Origin of the sequence: Hymenobacter rubripertinctus (genome assembly GCF_003583925.1) — a bacterium.
Taxonomy (GTDB): Bacteria; Bacteroidota; Bacteroidia; order Cytophagales; family Hymenobacteraceae; genus Hymenobacter; species Hymenobacter rubripertinctus.
The window spans coordinates 172,579-192,211 of sequence record NZ_QYCN01000015.1 but is presented as its reverse complement, the minus strand read 5'-3'; the positions used below and the strand labels follow the sequence as shown (position 1 = coordinate 192,211).

Annotated in this window: 15 protein-coding genes; 10 read left to right on the top strand and 5 right to left on the bottom strand. The window is 61.2% G+C overall.

Translation table 11 applies throughout. The features are described from left to right. Positions 1 to 339 precede the first annotated feature (339 nt). The 3 genes from D0T11_RS23145 to D0T11_RS11850 all read left to right on the top strand — a co-directional run bounded on the left by D0T11_RS23145 (position 340) and on the right by D0T11_RS11850 (position 2,756). The gene (locus tag D0T11_RS23145; protein WP_245990798.1) at positions 340 to 606 is read left to right on the top strand and encodes a hypothetical protein; all 267 of its coding nucleotides are present in this window, start codon (positions 340 to 342) and stop codon (positions 604 to 606) included. A 22-nt stretch (positions 607 to 628) separates the two neighbouring features. Next, positions 629 to 1,045, top strand: coding sequence for a DUF1810 domain-containing protein (locus D0T11_RS11855; RefSeq protein ID WP_119655997.1), 417 nt, complete (start codon positions 629 to 631; stop codon positions 1,043 to 1,045). 301 nt (positions 1,046 to 1,346) lie between these two features. Further along, positions 1,347 to 2,756: a sugar MFS transporter gene (locus tag D0T11_RS11850; protein WP_182888367.1), complete on the top strand. Its 1,410-nt coding sequence runs from the start codon at positions 1,347 to 1,349 to the stop codon at positions 2,754 to 2,756. 212 nt (positions 2,757 to 2,968) lie between these two features. Here the strand turns inward: D0T11_RS11850 and D0T11_RS11845 are convergent, their stop codons facing one another. Next, on the bottom strand, positions 2,969 to 3,778 hold the full coding sequence (locus tag D0T11_RS11845) for a DUF547 domain-containing protein (RefSeq protein ID WP_119655995.1): 810 nt from the start codon (positions 3,776 to 3,778) through the stop codon (positions 2,969 to 2,971). 494 nt (positions 3,779 to 4,272) lie between these two features. On the opposite strand from D0T11_RS11845, the gene murB reads away from it, so the two are divergent. The 3 genes from murB (at position 4,273) to D0T11_RS11830 (ending at position 8,948) form a co-directional block, all read left to right on the top strand. Then, a complete protein-coding gene (murB, locus tag D0T11_RS11840) occupies positions 4,273 to 5,301 on the top strand; it encodes a UDP-N-acetylmuramate dehydrogenase (RefSeq protein ID WP_119655994.1) in 1,029 nt (342 codons plus the stop codon). 195 nt (positions 5,302 to 5,496) lie between these two features. Further along, positions 5,497 to 6,513: a fibronectin type III domain-containing protein gene (locus D0T11_RS11835; RefSeq protein ID WP_147374629.1), complete on the top strand. Its 1,017-nt coding sequence runs from the start codon at positions 5,497 to 5,499 to the stop codon at positions 6,511 to 6,513. Positions 6,514 to 6,647: 134 nt separating this feature from the next. Then, complete coding sequence (locus D0T11_RS11830; RefSeq protein WP_119655992.1) at positions 6,648 to 8,948, top strand: phospholipase D-like domain-containing protein; 2,301 nt, start codon at positions 6,648 to 6,650, stop codon at positions 8,946 to 8,948. 215 nt (positions 8,949 to 9,163) lie between these two features. Here D0T11_RS11830 and rlmF read toward each other — a convergent pair whose 3' ends face one another. Both rlmF and D0T11_RS11820 read right to left on the bottom strand, forming a co-directional pair. Continuing rightward, positions 9,164 to 10,096: a 23S rRNA (adenine(1618)-N(6))-methyltransferase RlmF gene (gene rlmF / locus D0T11_RS11825; RefSeq protein ID WP_119655991.1), complete on the bottom strand. Its 933-nt coding sequence runs from the start codon at positions 10,094 to 10,096 to the stop codon at positions 9,164 to 9,166. Between the two features lie 251 nt (positions 10,097 to 10,347). Further along, positions 10,348 to 12,771, bottom strand: coding sequence for an endonuclease MutS2 (locus D0T11_RS11820; RefSeq protein ID WP_119655990.1), 2,424 nt, complete (start codon positions 12,769 to 12,771; stop codon positions 10,348 to 10,350). Between the two features lie 330 nt (positions 12,772 to 13,101). Here D0T11_RS11820 and D0T11_RS11815 point away from each other — a divergent pair, with 330 nt between their 5' ends. The 3 genes from D0T11_RS11815 to D0T11_RS11805 all read left to right on the top strand — a co-directional run bounded on the left by D0T11_RS11815 (position 13,102) and on the right by D0T11_RS11805 (position 16,445). After that, positions 13,102 to 14,100 (top strand): WD40/YVTN/BNR-like repeat-containing protein, encoded by a 999-nt coding sequence (locus D0T11_RS11815; protein ID WP_119655989.1) that lies wholly within the window; start codon positions 13,102 to 13,104, stop codon positions 14,098 to 14,100. 12 nt (positions 14,101 to 14,112) lie between these two features. Continuing rightward, positions 14,113 to 14,751, top strand: coding sequence for a hypothetical protein (locus D0T11_RS11810; RefSeq protein ID WP_147374628.1), 639 nt, complete (start codon positions 14,113 to 14,115; stop codon positions 14,749 to 14,751). A 95-nt stretch (positions 14,752 to 14,846) separates the two neighbouring features. Beyond that, complete coding sequence (locus tag D0T11_RS11805; RefSeq protein ID WP_119655987.1) at positions 14,847 to 16,445, top strand: hypothetical protein; 1,599 nt, start codon at positions 14,847 to 14,849, stop codon at positions 16,443 to 16,445. A 62-nt stretch (positions 16,446 to 16,507) separates the two neighbouring features. On the opposite strand, the gene D0T11_RS11800 is transcribed toward D0T11_RS11805, so the two are convergent. Together D0T11_RS11800 and D0T11_RS11795 are read right to left on the bottom strand one after the other, a co-directional pair. Continuing rightward, a complete protein-coding gene (locus D0T11_RS11800; RefSeq protein ID WP_119655986.1) occupies positions 16,508 to 17,266 on the bottom strand; it encodes a TIGR02757 family protein in 759 nt (252 codons plus the stop codon). 343 nt (positions 17,267 to 17,609) lie between these two features. Continuing rightward, the gene (locus D0T11_RS11795) at positions 17,610 to 18,614 is read right to left on the bottom strand and encodes a LysM peptidoglycan-binding domain-containing protein (RefSeq protein WP_119655985.1); all 1,005 of its coding nucleotides are present in this window, start codon (positions 18,612 to 18,614) and stop codon (positions 17,610 to 17,612) included. A 236-nt stretch (positions 18,615 to 18,850) separates the two neighbouring features. Here D0T11_RS11795 and kdsB point away from each other — a divergent pair, with 236 nt between their 5' ends. Beyond that, complete coding sequence (gene kdsB, locus D0T11_RS11790) at positions 18,851 to 19,609, top strand: 3-deoxy-manno-octulosonate cytidylyltransferase (protein WP_119655984.1); 759 nt, start codon at positions 18,851 to 18,853, stop codon at positions 19,607 to 19,609. Positions 19,610 to 19,633 lie beyond the last annotated feature (24 nt).

The following is a 19,633-nucleotide window of genomic DNA, read 5'->3' as shown; positions in this document are numbered from 1 at the left end:
CCACGGCCCGCAAGATGGCCTTGCAGGCGCTGGGGCGAATGGACGACAAGCAAAGTAGGAAGAACCGACGAAAAATAGCGGGCTGGGATGACGACTATTTAAAGGCGGTACTCACCAAAATAGCCCCAAATTAGATGCGTTTAACCTGTAATTTCATTTGATTTAGATGACACGATTATCCCCTCTTCCAAGATTTTTCCAACCGAAGAACAAAATTGGCTTTTGAAAATATTGGGAATCGAGAAAATCAGGAAAGGCACTATTACGCTATTTAAGAAACTGCGGCAGCAAGGGCACACCATTTACATCTATACGACTTCGTTTCGTTCTTCCTTTAAAATGTTGCTGACTTTCCGATTGTATGGAATTCCAGTAGACAGATTCATCAATCAGACACACCACAACCAGCAACTGCGGGAGCATAAGAACAGGACATCAAAGTACCCGCCAGCCTTTGGTATTAGTATTCATATTGATGATTTACCAGGTGTGGGAATGGAAGGTGAACAATACAATTTCAGAACCATCATCTTAGACCCCGAAGACATTAACTGGATTGAGACAGTAGTACTAGGGTTGGGAAAACAAATGTATCCATCTGTTTAAATAGGACTAATTCTCCCTATATATGCTCCCCCTCCAACGCTTCCTCGACGCCCAGGCATCCACCTACCAAACGGCCCTGGCGGAAATCCAAAACGGCCGCAAGCGCAGCCATTGGATGTGGTTCGTTTTCCCCCAGCTACGGGGCCTGGGGCTCAGCGAAACGGCCCGCTTCTACGGCATCAAGGATGGAGCCGAAGCCGCTGCCTACCTGGCCCACCCGGTACTGGGGCCGCGGCTGGTCGAAATTTGCGAGGCGCTGCTGACGCTGGCTTCGTTTGACGCCACCCGCATCTTCGGCCGCCCCGACGACGTGAAGCTGCGCTCCTGCCTGACGCTGTTCAGAACCGTACCGGGCGCTTCGGCGGTGTTTGGGCGGGTGCTGGAACAATTTTACGGCGGTCAGCCCGACCCACAGACACTGGCGCTGCTGGGCGGCTGAGCATGTTTATCGGTGCCGGTGCCATTCTATCGTCGCCGCCCTCCGCGTGGCGCCTCACCCCCCGCCCCCCCTCTCCGAAAAAGGAGAGGGGGGGCGTTCAACGACCTGCAAATACTTGTTTTGAATGTGTCGGCTGGCACCCCCTCTCCTTTTTCGGAGAGGGGGCCGGGGGGTGAGGCGCACGCAAAGGGCGACGCGGTCAGAACGAAGAAACGCGGTGAAGCCCGGCGTTTCCGCCAAAATCCGTAGCATTGCCAAGCCGGCCCGAGGGCCGGCTTTTTTTACTCCCAACCCGCCCCCAATGGCCGCTCCTCTCGCCTCCTCCCCCGCTACTGCCGCCGCGCCGGCCGCCGCCCGCTCCTACGTGGGGCCGATGGTGCTCATGACGACTCTGTTCTTCCTGTTCGCGGCCGTCACCAATTTCAACGACGTGCTCATGCCCTACCTCAAGGACGTGTGCCAGCTCACCGATTTCCAGTCGACGGCCGTGCAGTCGGCTTTTTTTGGAGCCTACTTTCTGATGTCGCTGCCGGCGGGGCGGGTGCTGGAGAAGCTCGGGTTTCAGCGCGGCATTGTGCTGGGGCTGCTCGTGATGGCGGTGGGGGCGCTGCTGTTCGTGCCGGCCGCTAATTCGCGCACGTTCGGACTGTTTCTGCTGGCGCTGAGCTTTCTGGGGGCCGGCATGACGCTCTTACAGGTAGCGGCCAACCCCTACGTGAGCGTATTGGGGCCGGCGCGCACCGCCGCCAGCCGCATAAGTATTGTAGGCGTGGCCAACGGGCTGGGCGGCACGCTCTCGCCCCTCATCGGCGGCTTGATTTTGTTCGGGGGCTCCACGGTGCTCAAGGCCCAGCTGGCCCAACTGCCGCTGGAGCAGCGCCTGAGCGAGGAAGCCGCGCTGGTAAAACCGCTCTACGTGGGCCTGGCCGTGTTTTTGGCGGTGCTGGCGCTGCTGTTCTTCGTGGTGCGCCTGCCCGAAATCGAGAGCCTGCCCGCCGATGAGGACGCCGCCGCCGCTCAGGCTGCCGCCGAAACCGGCCGTTCATCAGCCCTCAGCTTCCGCCACCTGACGCTGGGCGTGGTAGCCATTTTCGTGTACGTGGGCGTGGAAGTAGGCATCGGCTCGTTCATCATCCGCTACGGCGAGGCTCAAAATATCAATCAGCTCAGCGGCTTCACCCAGGAGTTGGTGCGCATTCTCAGCCAGGCCACCAACTGGGCCGCCGCCCTGTTTGGCAACGCGCCCGAGGCCATCGACACTACCGCCGGTTTCACCAAGGCCGTGGGGGCGGTGCTGGTGGCCTCCTACTGGTTTGGCGTGATGGTGGGCCGCATCATTGGCATTCCGCTGCTCAGTCGCTTCGACGCCCGCAAATTGCTGGCGGGTGTGTGCGCGGCCGGGGTGGCGCTGGTGCTGCTCTCCATTGCCAGCACGGGCGAAACGGCCCTGTGGCTGGTGGTGCTCTGCGGGTTGTGCAACGCCATTATCTGGCCCGTGGTGTTCCCGCTGGCTATTACCGGGCTGGGCCGCTTTACCAAACAGGGCTCGTCCTACCTGATTATGGCCATCGTGGGCGGGGCCATCATTCCGCCGCTCATGGGCCTGCTGGCCACCCACGGCGGCGGCCTGCGCGTGGCCTTCATCCTGCCCGCCCTCTGCTACGCCTACCTGCTGTTTTATGCCCTGAACGGCTACCGCGTGGCTAGATGAGCTGTTAGCTGTTAGCTGTTAGCTGTTAGCTGTTAGCTCAAAAACGTCATTCTCTACAAAGCGAAGGACCTTGCCCCGCGAAACGAATCGTTGTTACGATTATCGTTTTCGTAGGGCAAGGTCCTTCGCTTTGCTTGTGTTCCCAGCAAGCGGCACGGCAAGCTAACAGCTAATAGCTGTCAGCTCAAAGCTCAAAGCTCAAAGCTCAAAAATTACTGCTCATTTAGGCTCCAGTTGTATTCTTTGTAGCTGATTTTCGCGCTGGGGTCAATCTTTTTATCGGCGTACCGATTCACGGCGTCCTGAATGGAGGTGCTGCCGTTCTTCTCGAAGTCGCCGGGGTAGAAGCTGTAGATGGCCGAGAGCGTGGGCTTATTGGCGGGCGTGAGGTCGTTTTTTTGGGGGTTGTTGATGAAGTCGCGGCCCTGGTCGGCGAGCTGCTCCTGCACGCGGGCTCCCACAAAAGCCTCGTTGCGCAGGCGCGGGCAGCTCATGGCCGCGCACACCAGCGCGTAGTGAATGCGGTTGTCGTCGAACTGCTTGCGGATGATGCGGTGCTCGATGTCGTTGAGCGTGTAGCGCTTGCCCCCGAGCGAAATAAAATCCTGGTCCCAGACGGTGTTAACGAAGATTTTGTCGCCGCCCAGGTCCTTAATACTCTTCACCGGATACGAGCGGATGATGCGCTGCACCGTGAAGGCGTTGTAGGCATTAATCCAGTAGGCCAGCTTCTCATCGGCCGAAGCCTCTCTGACCGGCAGGTTGTCGCTGAGCGTTTTGAGGTAGGAATTGAGCGCCGCGCTATCCTGGCGCACGCCCTTATAATTCACCATGCCCTGGTCGTCGACGTATTTTTTGAGCAGCCCGTCCCAGGCGGCGTGGTCGAGGGGGCGGCCGTTGCTGGAAGTGGGGTTGAGCGGAATCAGGTAGCCCACGTAGCCGCAGCCGGTTTGGGCGAGCGTAGTGGCGGCAAGCCCCCCAAACAGGGTCAGGCGGGAGATAAGGCGGGAAACACGGGTCATATTGAAAGCAAATGCACGAACGAAACCCAACCGCAGTAGTCGGGCTGGCATATACGGGGTTTGGGGGCTGAGTAGTTGGGCGTTGTCCGTATTGGTCTTCCGCGCGCCCGGCAGGCAAAATTCTGCGGCAACGAGTGGCCCTGCATAGCGCTTCCGTTTTCAATGAAGCTGTTCAGAAAGTAGGCGGAATCAATCAGAACCCCATGCTTCTGCTGGCTTCCGACGACTGGAGCATTGAAACGCACTTTCGTTTTGAATGCTCCAAAACGGTTGGAGCATTCAAATGCACTTTCGTTTTGAATGCTCCAAAACGGTTGGAGCGTTCAAATGCCCTTTCGTTTTGAATGCTCCAACCGTTTTGTATTTGGTCGGCAGGCAGGCACGGGGGGGCGAATGCAAGGGGCCGGATGCCCGGGATTGGCACCGGCCGCGGCCGCGCGCCGAACCAGGCAACTGCCGTGTACCTTTGGGGCCTCACGTTTCTCTGCCTCGCCATGCACCCTGCTCCCGCTCTTGAACACCACGTTTCGCTCCGCCCCTACAACACGTTCGGCCTGGACGTGACGGCCCGCCTGTTTGCCCGCTTCACGTCGGTGGAGGAGCTGCGGGCGTTGCTGGCGCTGCCCGAGGTGCAGGCGGCCGAGAAGCTGGTGCTGGGCGGCGGCTCCAACCTGCTCTTCACCCGGGATTTCGACGGGGTAGTGCTCAAAAACGAAATCCGGGGCCTCGAAATCGCGCACCAGGACGAGGACACGGCCCTCGTGCGGGCCGGGGCTGGGGAAAGCTGGCACGGGCTGGTGCAGTACACCCTGGACCAGGACCTGAGCGGCATCGAGAACCTCTCGCTGATTCCGGGCACGGTGGGTGCGGCCCCGCTCCAGAACATCGGCGCCTACGGGGCCGAGCTCAAAGACACCTTCGAGCAGCTGGAGGCGCTGGAAACGGCTACCGGGCAGCTGCGCACATTTTCGGCCGCCGAGTGCGGCTTCGGCTACCGCGAAAGTGTGTTCAAGGGGCCGCTCAAAAACCAGTTCATCGTGACCAGCGTACGCCTTCGCCTGCCCCGCCGCCACCAGCCCAACGTGCGCTACGGCGATATCCAGACCACACTCCAGGACATGGGCATCGAGGGCGAGCCCACGCCGCGCCACATCAGCGAGGCCGTCAGCAGCATCCGCCGCAGCAAGCTCCCCGACCCGGCCCAGATCGGCAACGCGGGCTCCTTTTTCAAGAACCCCGAAGTCTCCCAGGCCAAGTTCGACGAGCTCAAACGCCGCTTCGAGGCCCTGCCCGGCTACCCCGTGCCCGGCGGCGTGAAGGTGCCCGCCGGCTGGCTCATCGAGCAGTGCGGCTGGAAAGGCCAGCGCCGCGGCTCCCACGGCGTGCACGACCGGCAGGCGCTGGTGCTCGTCAACCACGGCGGCGCCCAGGGCCAGGACATCCGCGACCTGGCCTACGAAATTATTGCCTCGGTACGCGAGAAATTCGGCATCGAGCTGCACCCCGAAGTCAATATTTTATAAACGGCCCCGGTCGGCCCGGTTGCCCCAGCGGCGGCGGGGCCGGTTTTTTTTTGGCGGATTTTAAAACGGCTCCTATTACCCCGTTTTTTTCGCGGCCGAATAACCGTAAGTTTACCTGTACTGCTTGCTTTTTTGCCTCTCTTTTCCGCTACTGCTGGCCTTTTTACCGGCTAGCCTGCCCCACAACCACTCTTCATGAAACAACTTCTACTACCCGTCCTGCTGTTGTCATCGGTCAGCCTGAGTCTGGCGCAGAAACCGACCGGCCGCACCAGAGTGGCCGCCCCCACTACTGCCGCCGCCGCGCCCCAGGCCCCAACCACCGTTGCCGCGGCCCGCATGGCCGGTCCGGGCGCCACCGTGACGGTGCGCGGCATCATCACCAATGGCCCGGAGCTGGGCCAGCTCCGGTTCGTGCAGGACCAGGAGGCGGGTCTGGCCGTGTTTTCTACTACCAGCGCCGCCCTGCAAGCCCTGGTACCCGGCGACAGTGTGCTGCTTACCGGCACGCTCAAGGACTACAAAGGCCTGCTGGAAATGGACCCCGTGGCGCAAGTTGTTAAGCTGGCCGCCGGACGCCGGGTGACGGCGCTGGAAGTGGCGGCAGCCGACCTGAGCGCGGCCTTCGTGGAAGCCAACGAAGGCCGGCTGCTGCGCATCAAGGGCCTGAGCCGCCTCACCACAACCGGCGGAACGGCGGCCACGAAGCTGGCAGGCAATGCCAATTACCTGCTCGATGGCCAGCCCGAAACGCCCATCCGCATCAACGTGGCCTCCACCGGCGAGCAGGGCGTGGTAGACCAGACGCCGCCCCCGGGTTCCTTCGACCTGATAGGCTCATTGAGCCAGTTCACGCAATCGGGCACGGGTGGCTACCAGCTACTGCCCCGCACCTTCGCCGATTTCGTGGTGGCCGGGGGCCTGCCCGTTATTGCCGGCGAGCCCCTGCCCACCAACATCTACCGCAACGGCTTCACGGTGCTATTCCAGACGGTGAACCCGGGCACGGCCAAGGTGGAGTACGGCCGCAGCTCGCAGCTGGGCCAGGTAGTGACGCTGAAAGAGTTAGCCACCAGTCACCGCGTGGAGCTGGAGGACCTGGAACCCAACACCACCTACTACGTGCGCGTATCGGCCACCAATGCCGTGGGCACCTCGTCGTCGCCGCCCGTGCCCATTCTCACCGACAATAAAAAGCGCCCCAACCGCTAACCTCTTTTTGTCTGCGCGAAACAGTCATCATCAAAACTTCCTCCTGATTATCTGATTTTTAGCCCGAAAATCAGGATATTTGACCTCGCGTTTTCAACTTCATTTCCCATCCCCCCTCTTCTCTTACTCATTTGATGAAAAAACTTACTCTCCTGGCGTTGCTGTTCGGCGCGGCCTCGTGGCAGACGGTGCAGGCCCAAACGGCCATCACCATTGCCGCCGCCCGCGCCCAGTCGCCCGCTTATAACACGTCGGGGGCCACCGTTACGCTGCGCGGCGTGGTCACCAACGGCCCCGAGCTGGGGGCCATCCGCTACATGCAGGACGGCACGGCCGGCATCGGCGTATACTCGGCCACGCTGACTACCAACCTCGTGCCCGGCGACTCCATTCTGGTGACCGGCACGCTCAAGGATTACAACGGCCTGCTGGAAATGGACCCCGTAACCTCCGTGAGCCTGGTAGCCGGCAACCGCCCGCTGCCCAAGCCGGTGGAGTTTGCCTCGGCCGCCGCCGCTGCCGCCTACGCCGAGCAGTACGAGGGCCAGCTGGTGAAGCTCCGGGACGCCACCACGGTTACCACCACCACGGGGGCTCCGGTTACGTCGTTTACGAGTACCACTTACCGCATCAGCGGCAACGCCACCACCATTATGTACGTCAACAAGGCCTCCAACGGCCCCGACGGGCTGATTGGCAAACCTTCGCCCACGGGCATTTTCGACGTGGTAGGCATCATGAGCCAGTACACCACCAAGGCCCCCGTGCCCGGAGCCGCCGGCTACCAGCTGCTGCCCCGCCTCTACGACGATTTCCGCCAGGGCAATACGCCCAACCTGGTGAACACGCCCTTCCCGACCAACATCACCACCTCGGGCTTCACGGTGAATTTCCGCACCCAGAACGCGGGCGATACCAAGCTGGGCTACGCCACGTCGGCCACCGGTCCGTTCACCACGGTGTCGGCCACGGCCAGCACCACCAACCACACCCTGGCCCTGACGGGCTTGCAGCCGGCCACCATCTACTACGTGCAGGCCAGCAGCACCAACGCCACCGGCCTCTCCGAGTCGCGGGTGGTGCCCATGATTACGGCTTCGCTTTCGTCGGGCAAGATGCGCACCTATTTCACCAACCCGGTGAAAAGCGCCCTGGCTTTGCCCGGCAACAACGCGGTGTATCTGCCCGGCGGCGCCATGGCCGATACCATTGCCCGCTACATCGGCCGCGCCCAGCAGACGCTCGATATTGCCATTTACAACTGGAACAGCGCCACCATCCTCAACGCCGTGAATGCGGCCAAGGCCCGGGGCGTAGTTGTGCGCGTTATTTTCGAGAACGACAATGCCAACGTGAGCATCCAGAGCCTCAACGCGAGCATTCCGCGCCTCGGCCGCCAGACGGCCCAGAACATCATGCACAACAAGTTTGTGGTGATTGACGCCAACAGCACCAGCCCTAACCAGCCCTGGGTTTGGTCCGGCTCTACCAATTGGACGCCCGCCCAGCTCAGCACCGACCGCAACAACTCCATTGCCATCCAGGACCAGTCCTTGGCCAAGGTGTACACCGTGGAGTTCAACGAAATGTGGGGCAGCGGCACCCAGGCCACGGCCAAGTTCGGCTCGCTCAAAACCGACAACACGCCCCATTACCTCAACATCGGGGGCAAGCTGGTGGAGTCGTGGTTCTCGCCGACCGACAATGTGAACGGCCGCCTCATCGAAGCCATCAAAACGGCCGACAATGACCTGCACATTGCCACCATGCTGCTCACCCAGAGCGATATCGGCAGCGCCATTGTTAATCAGATTCAGGCCCAGAACATCGGCAACTGCACCGAGATGCTCCTGAACGAAATCACGGCCAATACGGCCGCGCAGAGCATTTTCGACAACATCAAGAGCGTGCTCGGCAACCGCGTTATGATCGAGAGCAACCCCGGCATCATGCACCACAAGTACGCCATCATCGACGCCGGCGCTTCGCAGTCGGACCCGCAGGTGTTCGTGGGCTCGCACAACTGGAGCCTCTCGGCCAACACCGAGAATGACGAGAACACGCTCATCGTGCACGATGCCCGCGTGACCAACCAGTACTACCAGGAATTCGCCCAGCGCATTGCCGACCAGAAGGCGCCCGTGCAGTTGTGTAACCTGGTGCTGAGCAACCAGAACGCTACCGTGCAGCGCAGCAGCGTGCAGGTATACCCCAACCCCACCACTGGCCAGTTCCGCCTCCGCGTGCAGACGGGAGCCGCCCGCACCGCCCGCGTAGTGCTGCGCGACGCCACCGGCCGCGTGGTCCTCGACCAGACCAAACCCCTCACCGGCCAGGACGTGAGCGTAGACGCTTCCGACCTCAAAGCCGGCCTGTATATGGTGCAGATTGTTACGCCCGAGTCCACGCAGGTTAGCCGCGTGGTAGTGGAGTAGGTTGATAGAAGTGAGTCTTTTCACTTACTTAACGTAAAAAGAGGCGGCTCCCGAGATTCGGGAGCCGCCTCTTTTTGTAAACCCATTGTCATCCTGAGCATTCCGCGCATCAAGCGGCGACGAAGGATCTTATTACGTGTAAAGAACTAGTTCAGGCGTAACAAGATCCTTCGTCGCCGCTTGATGCGCGGAATGCTCAGGATGACACAGTTCTTTTAGCCTTTCCAGCGCCGCTGGGCCCACTCCTGGCGCTGCTCGGGCGTCTGGAAGGTCCAAGCCACGATGCGGCTGATTTTCTGGCCCTGCTTCATTTCGATGGTGCGGGTTTCGGGCGAGCCGGCCAGCTTGAGGAAGTGGTAGATGCTGGGCAGGGTTTCCTTTTTGGAGATGAGCGTGCTGAACCACAGCACCCGCTCGCGCACGCCCACGCTCTGGGCCACCATGCGCTTCAAAAACCCTTCTTCTCCGCCTTCGCACCACAGTTCCGTGTTCTGCCCCCCGAAATTGAGCACCGGCCCGCCGCCGGGCGCTTTGGGGTAACCCAGGTTGCGGCCCTTGCGGCGGCTTCCCGTGGCAGCTTCCTCGGCCGAAGCGTGGAAGGGCGGGTTGCACACCACTAAGTCGAACTCCTCCCGGGGCTTCACAATGTCCTCGAACACGAATGCCTGATGGCTTTGGGAGCGCAAATCTACCTTACCCACCAGCGCGGGGTTGGCGGCCACCATCGTTTTGGCCGCTTTCAGGGCCACCGCGTCCGTTTCGGAACCCACGAAACGCCAGCCGTAGGCCTTGGCCCCGATGATGGGATACACGCAGTTGGCCCCCACGCCCACGTCGAGTACGTGTACAGCCTTGTCGGTTGGGATGGTGCCGGCGTTATCTTCCGCCAGCAGGTCGGCGGCGTAGTGGAGGTAGTCGGCGCGGCCGGGAATGGGCGGGCAGAGGTAGCCGGCCGGTACGTCCCAGTGCTGCACGTCGTAGTGTTGCAGCAGCAGGGCCTGGTTGAGGGCCTTTACGGCGGCGGGGTTGGCGAAGTCGATGCTGTTATCACCGGCCGGGTTGGGCACCACGAAGGCAGTCAGCGCGGGGCTGGCGGCCGTGAGTTGGGCGAAATCGTAGCGGCCGTTGTGGGGGTTGCGAGGATGCATAATCACAGATGTTGCAGATGGAATCACAGATGTTACAGATGGTGCAGATGAAAAGGATTTGTTCTGCTACTGCGGTGCGAATTGGCAAAGAACACACATTCTATGTCGCCTACAGCGGTTGTCCGGTTTTACAATCCAGACTATCGCCTGAATTCGTGGTAGCAGAACGAATCAATTTCATCTGCACCATCTGCAACATCCGTGATTCAGAACGAATCCATTTCATCTGCACCATCTGCAACATCTGTGATTTATTTGAGCACGGCCACCGTCACGCCGTCGCCGCCGCGGTCGGCGTGCTCGTCGGCGACGCTGGCTACTTCGCGGGCGCGGTGGAGGTAGTCGCGGGCAATCTGGCGGAGCACGCCGTTGCCGCGGCCGTGCAGGATCTTGATTTCCGGGATGCCCAGCATAATGGCGTCATCCACGTAGCTCTGAATTTTGGTCAGCGCGTCCTCGGCCCGCTCCCCGCGCAAATCCAGCGTGGGGTTGAAGGTAGCCATGCGGCCGGTGGTGTTGAAGCCGGAGCCGGCGTACTGGGCCGGGGCCAGGCGGGCCGCCTTCTTCTCCCGCTCCCGGATTTCGGAACGCGTGAGCTTTTCGAGCTGCCCGATCTTGACGATGGTTTTCATGCCCCCGAACGAAACCTCGGCCGTTTTGCCCTTCACGGCCATGATTTCGCCGTGGCCTTCCTGACCCATGAGGGCCACTTTGTCGCCGGGCTTGAGGGTGGCCGCGTCGGCCAGCTCGCGGGTGGCGCGGGGTTTGGGCGGCTCAATCTGGAGCTTCTCGCGCACGAAGGTGTCGAGCTTGCCCCGGGCCTCCTTGGTACGCTCCTTGTCGGCCTGGCCCAGGCGGATTTCCTGGATGGTGGCCTCAATCTGCTGGTTGGTGTCGCGGAGCAGTAGTTTGGCCTGGGCCTTGGCCGCGCGCAACGTTTCCAGGGTCGTATCGTCGAGGTACTTCTTGAGGTCCTGGTATTCCTGGGCGGCTTTTTTGAGGCGGCGCTCGGCCTTGGCGGCTTCGGCGGTACGCTGCTCCAGCTCGGTTTTCTCCTTTTCGAGACCTTCCAGCAGCTGGTCGTAGCGGATTTTGTCCTTGCCTACCAGTTGGGTGGCGCGCTCCACAATTTGCTTGGGCAGCCCGATTTTGCGGGCAATTTCGATGGCGAACGAGGAGCCTGGCTTGCCAATTTCGAGGCGGTAGAGGGGCTGGAGCTGGTCGGGGTCGTAGCGCATGGCCCCGTTCACGATGCCCGGCGTGCGCTCGGCGTAGTTTTTCAGGTTGGTGTAGTGGGTGGTAATCACGCCGAATGCCCGGGCGCGGTTGAGCTGCTCGAGCACGGCCTCGGCAATGGCCCCGCCCAGGCTGGGCTCGGTACCAGTGCCGAATTCGTCGATCAATACCAGGCTGCGCTTGCCGGCCAGGGTCACGAACTGCTTCATGTTGAGCAAGTGGGACGAGTAGGTGCTCAGGTCGTTTTCCAGGCTCTGCTCGTCGCCGATGTCGATGAAAATATCATCGAACATGCCGGCCTCCGACTTCTCGCCGGCCGGAATCAGCAGCCCGCATTGGAGCATGTACTGCACCAGGCCCACCGTTTTCATGCTCACCGACTTACCCCCGGCGTTCGGCCCCGAAATCAGCAGCAGGCGCTGCTCGGCGTTCAGCTCGATGTCCAGCGGCACCACCTCGCGGGGGTCGTTTTTGGCGTGAGTCAGGAAGGTGAGGTAGAGTAGCGGGTGGCGCACCTGTTTCCAATGCAGCAACGGGCGCGGGTGCAGCACGGGCAGCGTGGCTTCGAGGCGGCGTGCCAGTTGGCCTTTGGCCCGGATAAAATCGAGCAGGCCCAGGTACTGGTAGGCTTTGCGCAGGTCCGGGATGTGGGGCCGGAGCTGAGCCGTGAGCTGGGTCAGAATCCGGATCAGCTCGCGCTGGTAAGCGTTGTCGAGGTCCTTGATGTCGTTGTTGAGCTCGAACACGGCCGCGGGCTCAATGTACACCGTCTGCCCGGTGGCCGACTCGTCGTGGATCAGACCCTTCACGCGGCGCTTGTGCTCGGCCACTACCGGCAGCACCAGCCGCCCGCCCCGGATGGTGGGCTCGGCCCCTTCGGGCACCCAGCCTTCCTGGCGGGCATGCCGCAGGATGCTGCCCATCTGCTTGCGCAGCTGCACCTGCCGCGAAATCAGCTCCTGGCGCAACTGGCGCAGCAGCGGCGAAGCGTCGTCGCGCACCAGGCCCTCGTCGTCCACCACTTTATCCAGGGCGGCCAGCAGGTTGCGGTCGACCTGCACGCCGATGCCCAGCAGGCGCAGCGTGGGGTAAAGGTCTTCCTCGGCGCGGGTGAAAAAGGTGAGAGCCTCGCGGATAGTGCGCAGGCTCATTTTGATGGCGTAGAACGCGGACACGTCCAGGTAAGAGCCGGGAATGTTGGCCCGCACCAGGTGCTGGTGCACGTCGTGGTAGTGGGCACCGGGGAAATCGGCCCCGCTGTTGAGCAGCTGGCGGAACTCGTCGGTTTGCAACAGCAGCTTCTGGAGGGGCTCGGCCTGGGTCTGGAAGCTCATTTTGCCCACAAAGTGGCGGCCCAGGCTGCTCAGGCACAACTCATTGAGCATCTCCCGTAGTTGGGAAAAGCCTATTTTCTGCTCGAAATTCTGGGGAAGAATCAAATTGGGTAGTCTTGGAAATCGGAATGGAGTGCAAAGATAAACAGGATACCGGACGGGAAAGATTCAGCCCGTTTATATACAGGGCAAACGCATGAACAGGAAGCCCTGGCGTTTCTGATGAGTGAGGGTACTTTTGCGCAATCCATTCTTAGGCTCGCTCCTTCCTGAAGGGCCTTCAAACGCGGCAAATGTATTCGACGATTTGTTCATGCGTTTGCCCTGGTTTATATAAAGCAGGCGGATGGAAGTAACGGCCACGTAAAATATGTCGCGCACTCATCATATGTGTGTTCGGGAAATCACTAGTTTTGAGACAACTATTCTTACTCTATGAAAAAACCTTTACTGCTTGTACTGACGTGCGGGCTTTTATCAGGGTGTGAAAAAGAGGTGTATGTGCTGGACCGCTACGCGACCATGCGGGCGGAGGAGCTAGTTGTTCCGGCGGCAGCCAAGGCCAGCGACCTGCTGACCGTTGATTTCGTTTCGCCCGCGCAGGGCTTTGTGGGCGGCACCGATGGCACGCTGCTGGCCACGGCCGATGGCGGCCAAAGCTGGCAGAACCTGAGCCAGCCCACGTTGGGCACTATTCGCAAACTGGCTTTCACCTCCGCTACTGCTGGCTGGGCCGCTACCACCAGCGGCCTGTACCGCACCACCAATGGCGGCCAAACTTGGCAGCGCGTTGTTAATGCCACCACGCCGCTCAACGATGTGCAGTTTGTAAGTCCGCAGGTGGGCTACGCCGTTGGCAGCCAGAGCCAGATTCTTAAAACCACCAACGGCGGCCAGACCTGGCAGAGCCAGCGGCAGTATACCTGGAAATACGTGGAATTGCGGTCGGTATCGTTCTCAGCACCCGACAGCGGTATGGCCGTGGGCAACCATGAGGCCATGTACTCGACCACCAACGGCGGCCAGACCTGGCTGCGCCGCGACGATGGTATCAGTGACCGGGGCTACCATGCGGTACTGAAATACCGCCAGCCCGAGCATTTTCTGCTGCTGGGCCAGTCCGACCCGGGTGGCTTGCTCTATTACTCCAGCTTTTTGGAGCGCAGCCCCAGCGGCGACCATTCTCCGGAAAACCAGAATACGTTTACCATGTACGGCGTAGCGCGCTTGCAAGACCGCACGGTGGCAGTCGGCGAAAACACCATTATTCGCTACGACCCAGCGTATTCCAGCAATGCCAACACGCCTTGGGCGCTAGTGCATGCCTCCGACGGCACCACGCTTATCCGCCCTTTCCGGGCCATAGACTTCGCTGATTTAAACACGCTGTATGCCGTGGGGGCTTCGGGCCTGCTCATGCGCTTGCAGTATTAACCTGTGTTGGCTATGAAACATATCTGGACGGTACTGCTACTAGCGGCACTACCCTACGCCGTGCGGGCCCAGGTCAGCCGGGGGCACCTCTCAACGGGGGCCAGCGGGCTCTTGTTGCGCTCAACCAGCGTCGAAGCGGGCTACCCCGACCCCAATTCTATTCCGGGTAATGATATAACGGCTGTTTACCGCCTGCGCACCATCGATGCCAACCTGCTGCTGATTCAGGCCAGCGGGGGGCTGGAAGTGGTAGCCCTTAAATTCAGCCCCGACCAGGCCCTTGGCCTGAGCCTGAATGCACGGTTCGGGCTGGTGCAAGCGCCCGAAGAAGCGGCTGGCTTCAACGGGAAACTGCTTCTGGACTTCCCGCAGTACCTGACGTGGCGCTACGGTGCCCGTGCCACCCGCAAGTCCCAAAAGACTTTGGGCGTAGCAGTAGGGGCCGGCTACCGATGGGCGTATTTTTTCCTGCCGTTCAACTCGCCTTCCGTGATGCTGGAAGGCGTGTACGCTAACAAGCACCACGACTGGTTTCTGCGCCTCAGCGCCGACACGCGCAAAATGCAATTTTACAACGACTACTCCAGCGAAGGCCTGGTACCGGCCTTGTCGTTGCAGCAGATAAGTGTAGCTGTCGGCCGCTCATTCTAAGATAACCCAAGTGGCGAGGTATCAAGGCTAACGGCTAACCTTAGACTTGATACTTCGCCACTTGGGTTAAAACACTGCAGACAAACACTCCTTCTATGATACCCTTCTTCCGCTGGATTTCGCTCAGCGTTTGCCTGCTCTGCCATCCGGTTCTGGCCCAGCAGTCTCCCGTCCAATCCATCCCGCTTACCGCCCACGAAACCCTGGGCGGCCTGGTACAATTGGCCAACGGCAATACGGTGCTGTTTTTATCGAACTCGCAAAGCCCCGATGTGCGCGTACAGGCCCTCCAGCCCAATGGCCAGACGGCCTGGCAGGCGAATCTGATACGTTTTCAGCAAGTGGAGTTGGATGAGCTGCGAAACACGCCCAAAAATGCCAGCCTCAACCGAAAGATGGAAGCCTATTCCGGGACCCTCAACCCGGTGGAAATCTGCTCGTCCGGCGACAACGTGTACGCTATTGAAGTAGTGCGGGAAAACGTAGCCCAGAAACAAGGTAAAACCGGTAGCCTCAAGGCCGGGCAGATTATGCTCCAGCACCTCGACGGCGCTGGCAAACTCAGCAAAGTGAGCTTCATGGCCCCCACCACGGCCAAGTTCGCGGAGCGCAAGCACCTGGGCTGGTTCGGGGAAGGCCTGATCGTTTACCACGTAGCCGCCGATTACAACGACCGGGAAGGCACCATCAAGTACTTCGTCGAGCAATACGACATAGCTACGCGGGTTTTCAAGCGCCTCCCGCTGGACCTGCCCGCCACGCCTGAGCGCACCAAAATGAACGTGTACTACAACGACTGGGGCTACCTGGGCCACCGGCCGGGCCAGACGTATCTGTTTCGGCGCCTGCGCGGACACGCCAAACAAGACCGCTTCGCCAAAATGCCAGTGGAATACCAGGTGCTCATCGTCAACAACGCCGGCGCAACCACTGGCGGCTTCACAACCACCCTGAACCTGGAAGCCGACACCAAAGCAGCCTATTCCAGCTACTTCATGCCGCAGCTACAGGAGCAGCAGCACGTACCACGCATGCAACAGCGCGGCCGGGAAATTATAGATGAGTACCGGGCCAGCACGGGAGGCATTGGCAATTTCTACCTCGACTATGCCACCGGCGACGTACTGATCTATGGCGAGTTCAGCCGCGAAGACACCTGGGGTGACTTCGCCGGCTTGTTTATGCGTCGCTACACGGCAGCCGGCGAAGTGGTGCAGCAAACCCAATTTGCGTACAGCAAAGACATGATCAAGAAGCATGACAAGGCCTTCAATGGGCTGGCACTGCTTGGAGCACTACGCTCCTTCTCATTCAGCCGCGACCCGCTGAGCCACGACTACGAATTTGTGTTTGCTAAAAGCGGACTTATGGGCAAAGGTCCCGGCCAGTTTCATGTCCGGTTTAACTCCGACATGCAATTTCAGACCTATTCGTTTCTGGAAGACGAGCCGGAGTTGCACGTCACGTTTGTGAAGCCTACGTGGCTCTACAGCGGCACCAAACCAGAAGAGCGTTTTTTGCCCGGTAGCCTCAGCAAGCAGCATGCTGCTTACGCGCAGGTAGCCTCGCTGGCGAAGCTGCTGAAGAAAGATGAACATGAGTATTTCCTAGCCCCCAAGAGCACCGGCGGGGCCCTGCTCGTGGAGCGCCAGGCGCTGCTGGGCGGCAACCTGAACGTGTACACGCTGCAATAGGGTATCTGACTACACCGTAAAACCGGCCCGGCAGATACTGCCGGGCCGGTTTTGGTTATCTACTACATCTCCCCTTCTACGCCCAGGCCAAACAACGCAAAATCGTACTTCACGGGGTCCTGGGGGTCGAAGGTGCGCAGGTGGGCGGTGAGCTCCTCGACGGCCAGCCAGTCCACCTGCTTGCGCTGGAGCAGGCCCAGGCGGCGGCCCACGCGTTCCACGTGCACGTCGCAGGGGCAAAGGAGGTCGGCGGGCGAGAGGCGCCGCCAGAGGCCGAAGTCTACGCCGTGGGGGTCGGGGCGCACCATCCAGCGCAGGTACATGTTCACGCGCTTGCAGGCCGAGCCCCGGGCCGGCGTGGCCACGTGCTTGCGGGTGCGCTGGGGCGCGTCGTCGAGGCTGAAAAACAGGGTGTGGAAGTTTTCCAGCCGCTCCTTCTGGGTGGCACCGCGCAGAAACGCGTCTTCCAGCGAATCGTGCCGCTGGTAGTACCAGCGCAGCCAGTGCACGAAGTAGAGCAGGTCGGTGTCGCAGAAGGTGCGGTGGCAGAAGCCCAGCAGCTTCTTGAGGTCCTCGTCGTGGTGCTGGGTGATGAACTGGTGGGGCGCGTTATCCATGCGGGCCAGCAGTTCCCGGCACTTGCTGATAATGGTGGGCCGCCGCCCCCAAGCCAGCAGGGCCGCAAACAACCCGCTGATTTCCACATCGGCCCGCGCCGAAAACTGGTGCGGAATGCTGATGGGGTCGAGGGTGATGAAGCCGGGCTGGTCGTAGTGGCGGTATTTCTCGTCGAGCAAGGCCCGCACCTGCGCGTGGTTCATGCGGTGGATGAGTGAATGAGTGACTCGGTGAATGAGTGAGAGCAGTAAAGATACTGTCATCCTGAGCGGAGCGAAGGGCCTGGCAGGAAGGTATCGTTGATTGGCTTCTTACCAAGTCCTTCGTTCCGCTCAGGATGACACACCGGTTCACTCATTCACTCATTCACTCATGCTTACGCAGTAGCCGTTGAAGCATTCGTTTTTCGTTGCTCGTTTTTCGGGGCTGATTCGCCTTCAGTAACCAATCAGCCCCGAAAAACGAGCAACGAGCAACGACCTGCCACCGCAGCTACCGGAAGCGACCTGCGCAACAGCAGTCATTCACCGAGTCACCCATTCACCGCTACGGCACGTAGTTGGTTTCCACGCGGAAGCGCTGGTCGGGGGTAGCCAGGCGTTGCACGGCCCGTTTGGAGAGGCGCACCAGAATGTTGGTGTTTTCACCCGTATCGGGCAGCTTGCCGATAACGCGCACGTACACGGCCATGCCGTTCATGATGTTGCGCACCTCCATGATGGTGCCTACCGGGGCCGTTTTATGCAGGGCCAGGTACTTGTCGGAAGCGTCGGTGGGAATGGCCATGGCCAGGCCGCTTTCCGATACGCGGCGCACGATTTCGCTGGCCCGGGTGGGGGTGCGCTCCTTTTCCTCGGGCTCGGGCGTGACGGCCGCAGCGGCGGCTTCGTCGCGGGCTTTGTCGCGGGCAGCCTGCTCCACGGCGTCGGTGCGCTCGGGGCGGGAAGTCGGAGCGGGCGCGGGGGTAGCCGGGCGCGGAGTCGGGGCGGCGGGGCGCGGGGCCGGGGCTACGGGAGCGGGCGGGCCGGCCGCGCCGGTGGCCGGTGCCGCTATAATCACCTCCTCATTCACGCGCACGTTGTAGTTGGTGGCAAAACCGTTGAGGCGGGCCAGCTCGGCGGGCGTGGTCTGGAAGCGGCGGGCAATGCCGTAGAGCGTCATGCCGGGGGCTACCTTGTACACGCGGTTACCGTTGGCATCGGTGGGCAGGGCGCGCACGGCGGCCGAAACCGGCGCGGCCACGGCTACCGCTTTGCGCGGGGCCGGGGCCGGTGTGAGCACCACCCGCTCCCGGGGCACGAGCACAATCTGGCCCGTTACGAGCTGGCCCTTCTGGCCCGAATTGGCCTCCACAATGTCTTCCACGGGCACTTTATAGCGGCGGGCGAGGCCGTAAAGCGTTTCGCCGGGCGTAACGCGGTGGCGGATGAGCATTTTGTTGTTGCGGTACTCCACCCCAATGGAATCGGGCGGGGCCACCAGCCCGGGCAGGGCCCAGGCGGAAAGTCCGGAGAACAGAAACACAACAGTCAGCAAGGAAAAACGGAGCATACGGAGTCAGCAGGCAGGAAAACGGCTACCCGGCAGCAACGACCGGGACAGTCCAACTTGTCTAAAGTTGGTCGAAAGTTACGGAATCGGGCGGAAGCGGCTCTGTGGTCAGGATTTGTGCTGTTTTTCGGGGTGGGTTTTCCGGCGGCGGCGGGCGTGGCGGCCCCGGTTAGCGGGTTTTACCGTTTCTTGCGGCGGCCCTGCGCCTTTATTTTCCTCGCTTCAACCGCCCGCTCATGCTCGCCATCGGTATCATTCCCGCCCGCTACGCCTCCACCCGCCTGCCCGGCAAACCCCTCGTGGATTTGGGCGGCCAGTCCATGATTGAGCGCGTGGTCCGGCAGGCCGAAAAATCCAGCCTGAGCCGGGTGGTGGTGGCCACCGACGACCAGCGCATTCTTGAGCACGTGCGCGGCTTCGGGGGCGAGGCCGTGCTCACCCGCCCCGACCACCCCAGCGGCACCGACCGGGTACGCGACGCCTATGAGCAGCTGAATGCGGCGGCCGACTGCATTGTGAACATCCAAGGCGACGAGCCCTTCATTCATCCCAGCCAGATTGATGCGCTGGTGGAGCTGTTTGCCGTGCCCGCGCCGCCCGCGCTGGCCACGCTGGTCAAGCCCGTCATCAGTGCGGAGGAATTGTTCAGTCCCCACCTGCCCAAAGTGGTACTCGACGGGCGGGGCCGGGCGCTCTACTTCAGCCGCCACCCCCTGCCCTACCAGCGCCAGCACCCGCAAAGCGAGTGGCTGACCCACCACCGCTACCTGCGCCACATCGGCCTCTACGCCTACCGCCCCGACGTGCTGCGCGCCATCACCCAACTGCCGCCCTCGCCCCTGGAGCTGGCCGAAAGTCTCGAACAGCTCCGCTGGCTCGAAGCCGGCTACCCCATCCAAACAGCCGAGACGGAGCTGGAAACCATTGGCATCGACACCCCGGAAGACGTGGAGCGGGCGCTGCGGTTGATGAAAAATGTCGGGTTGTCATCCTGAGCGGAGCGAAGGATCTTAATCACG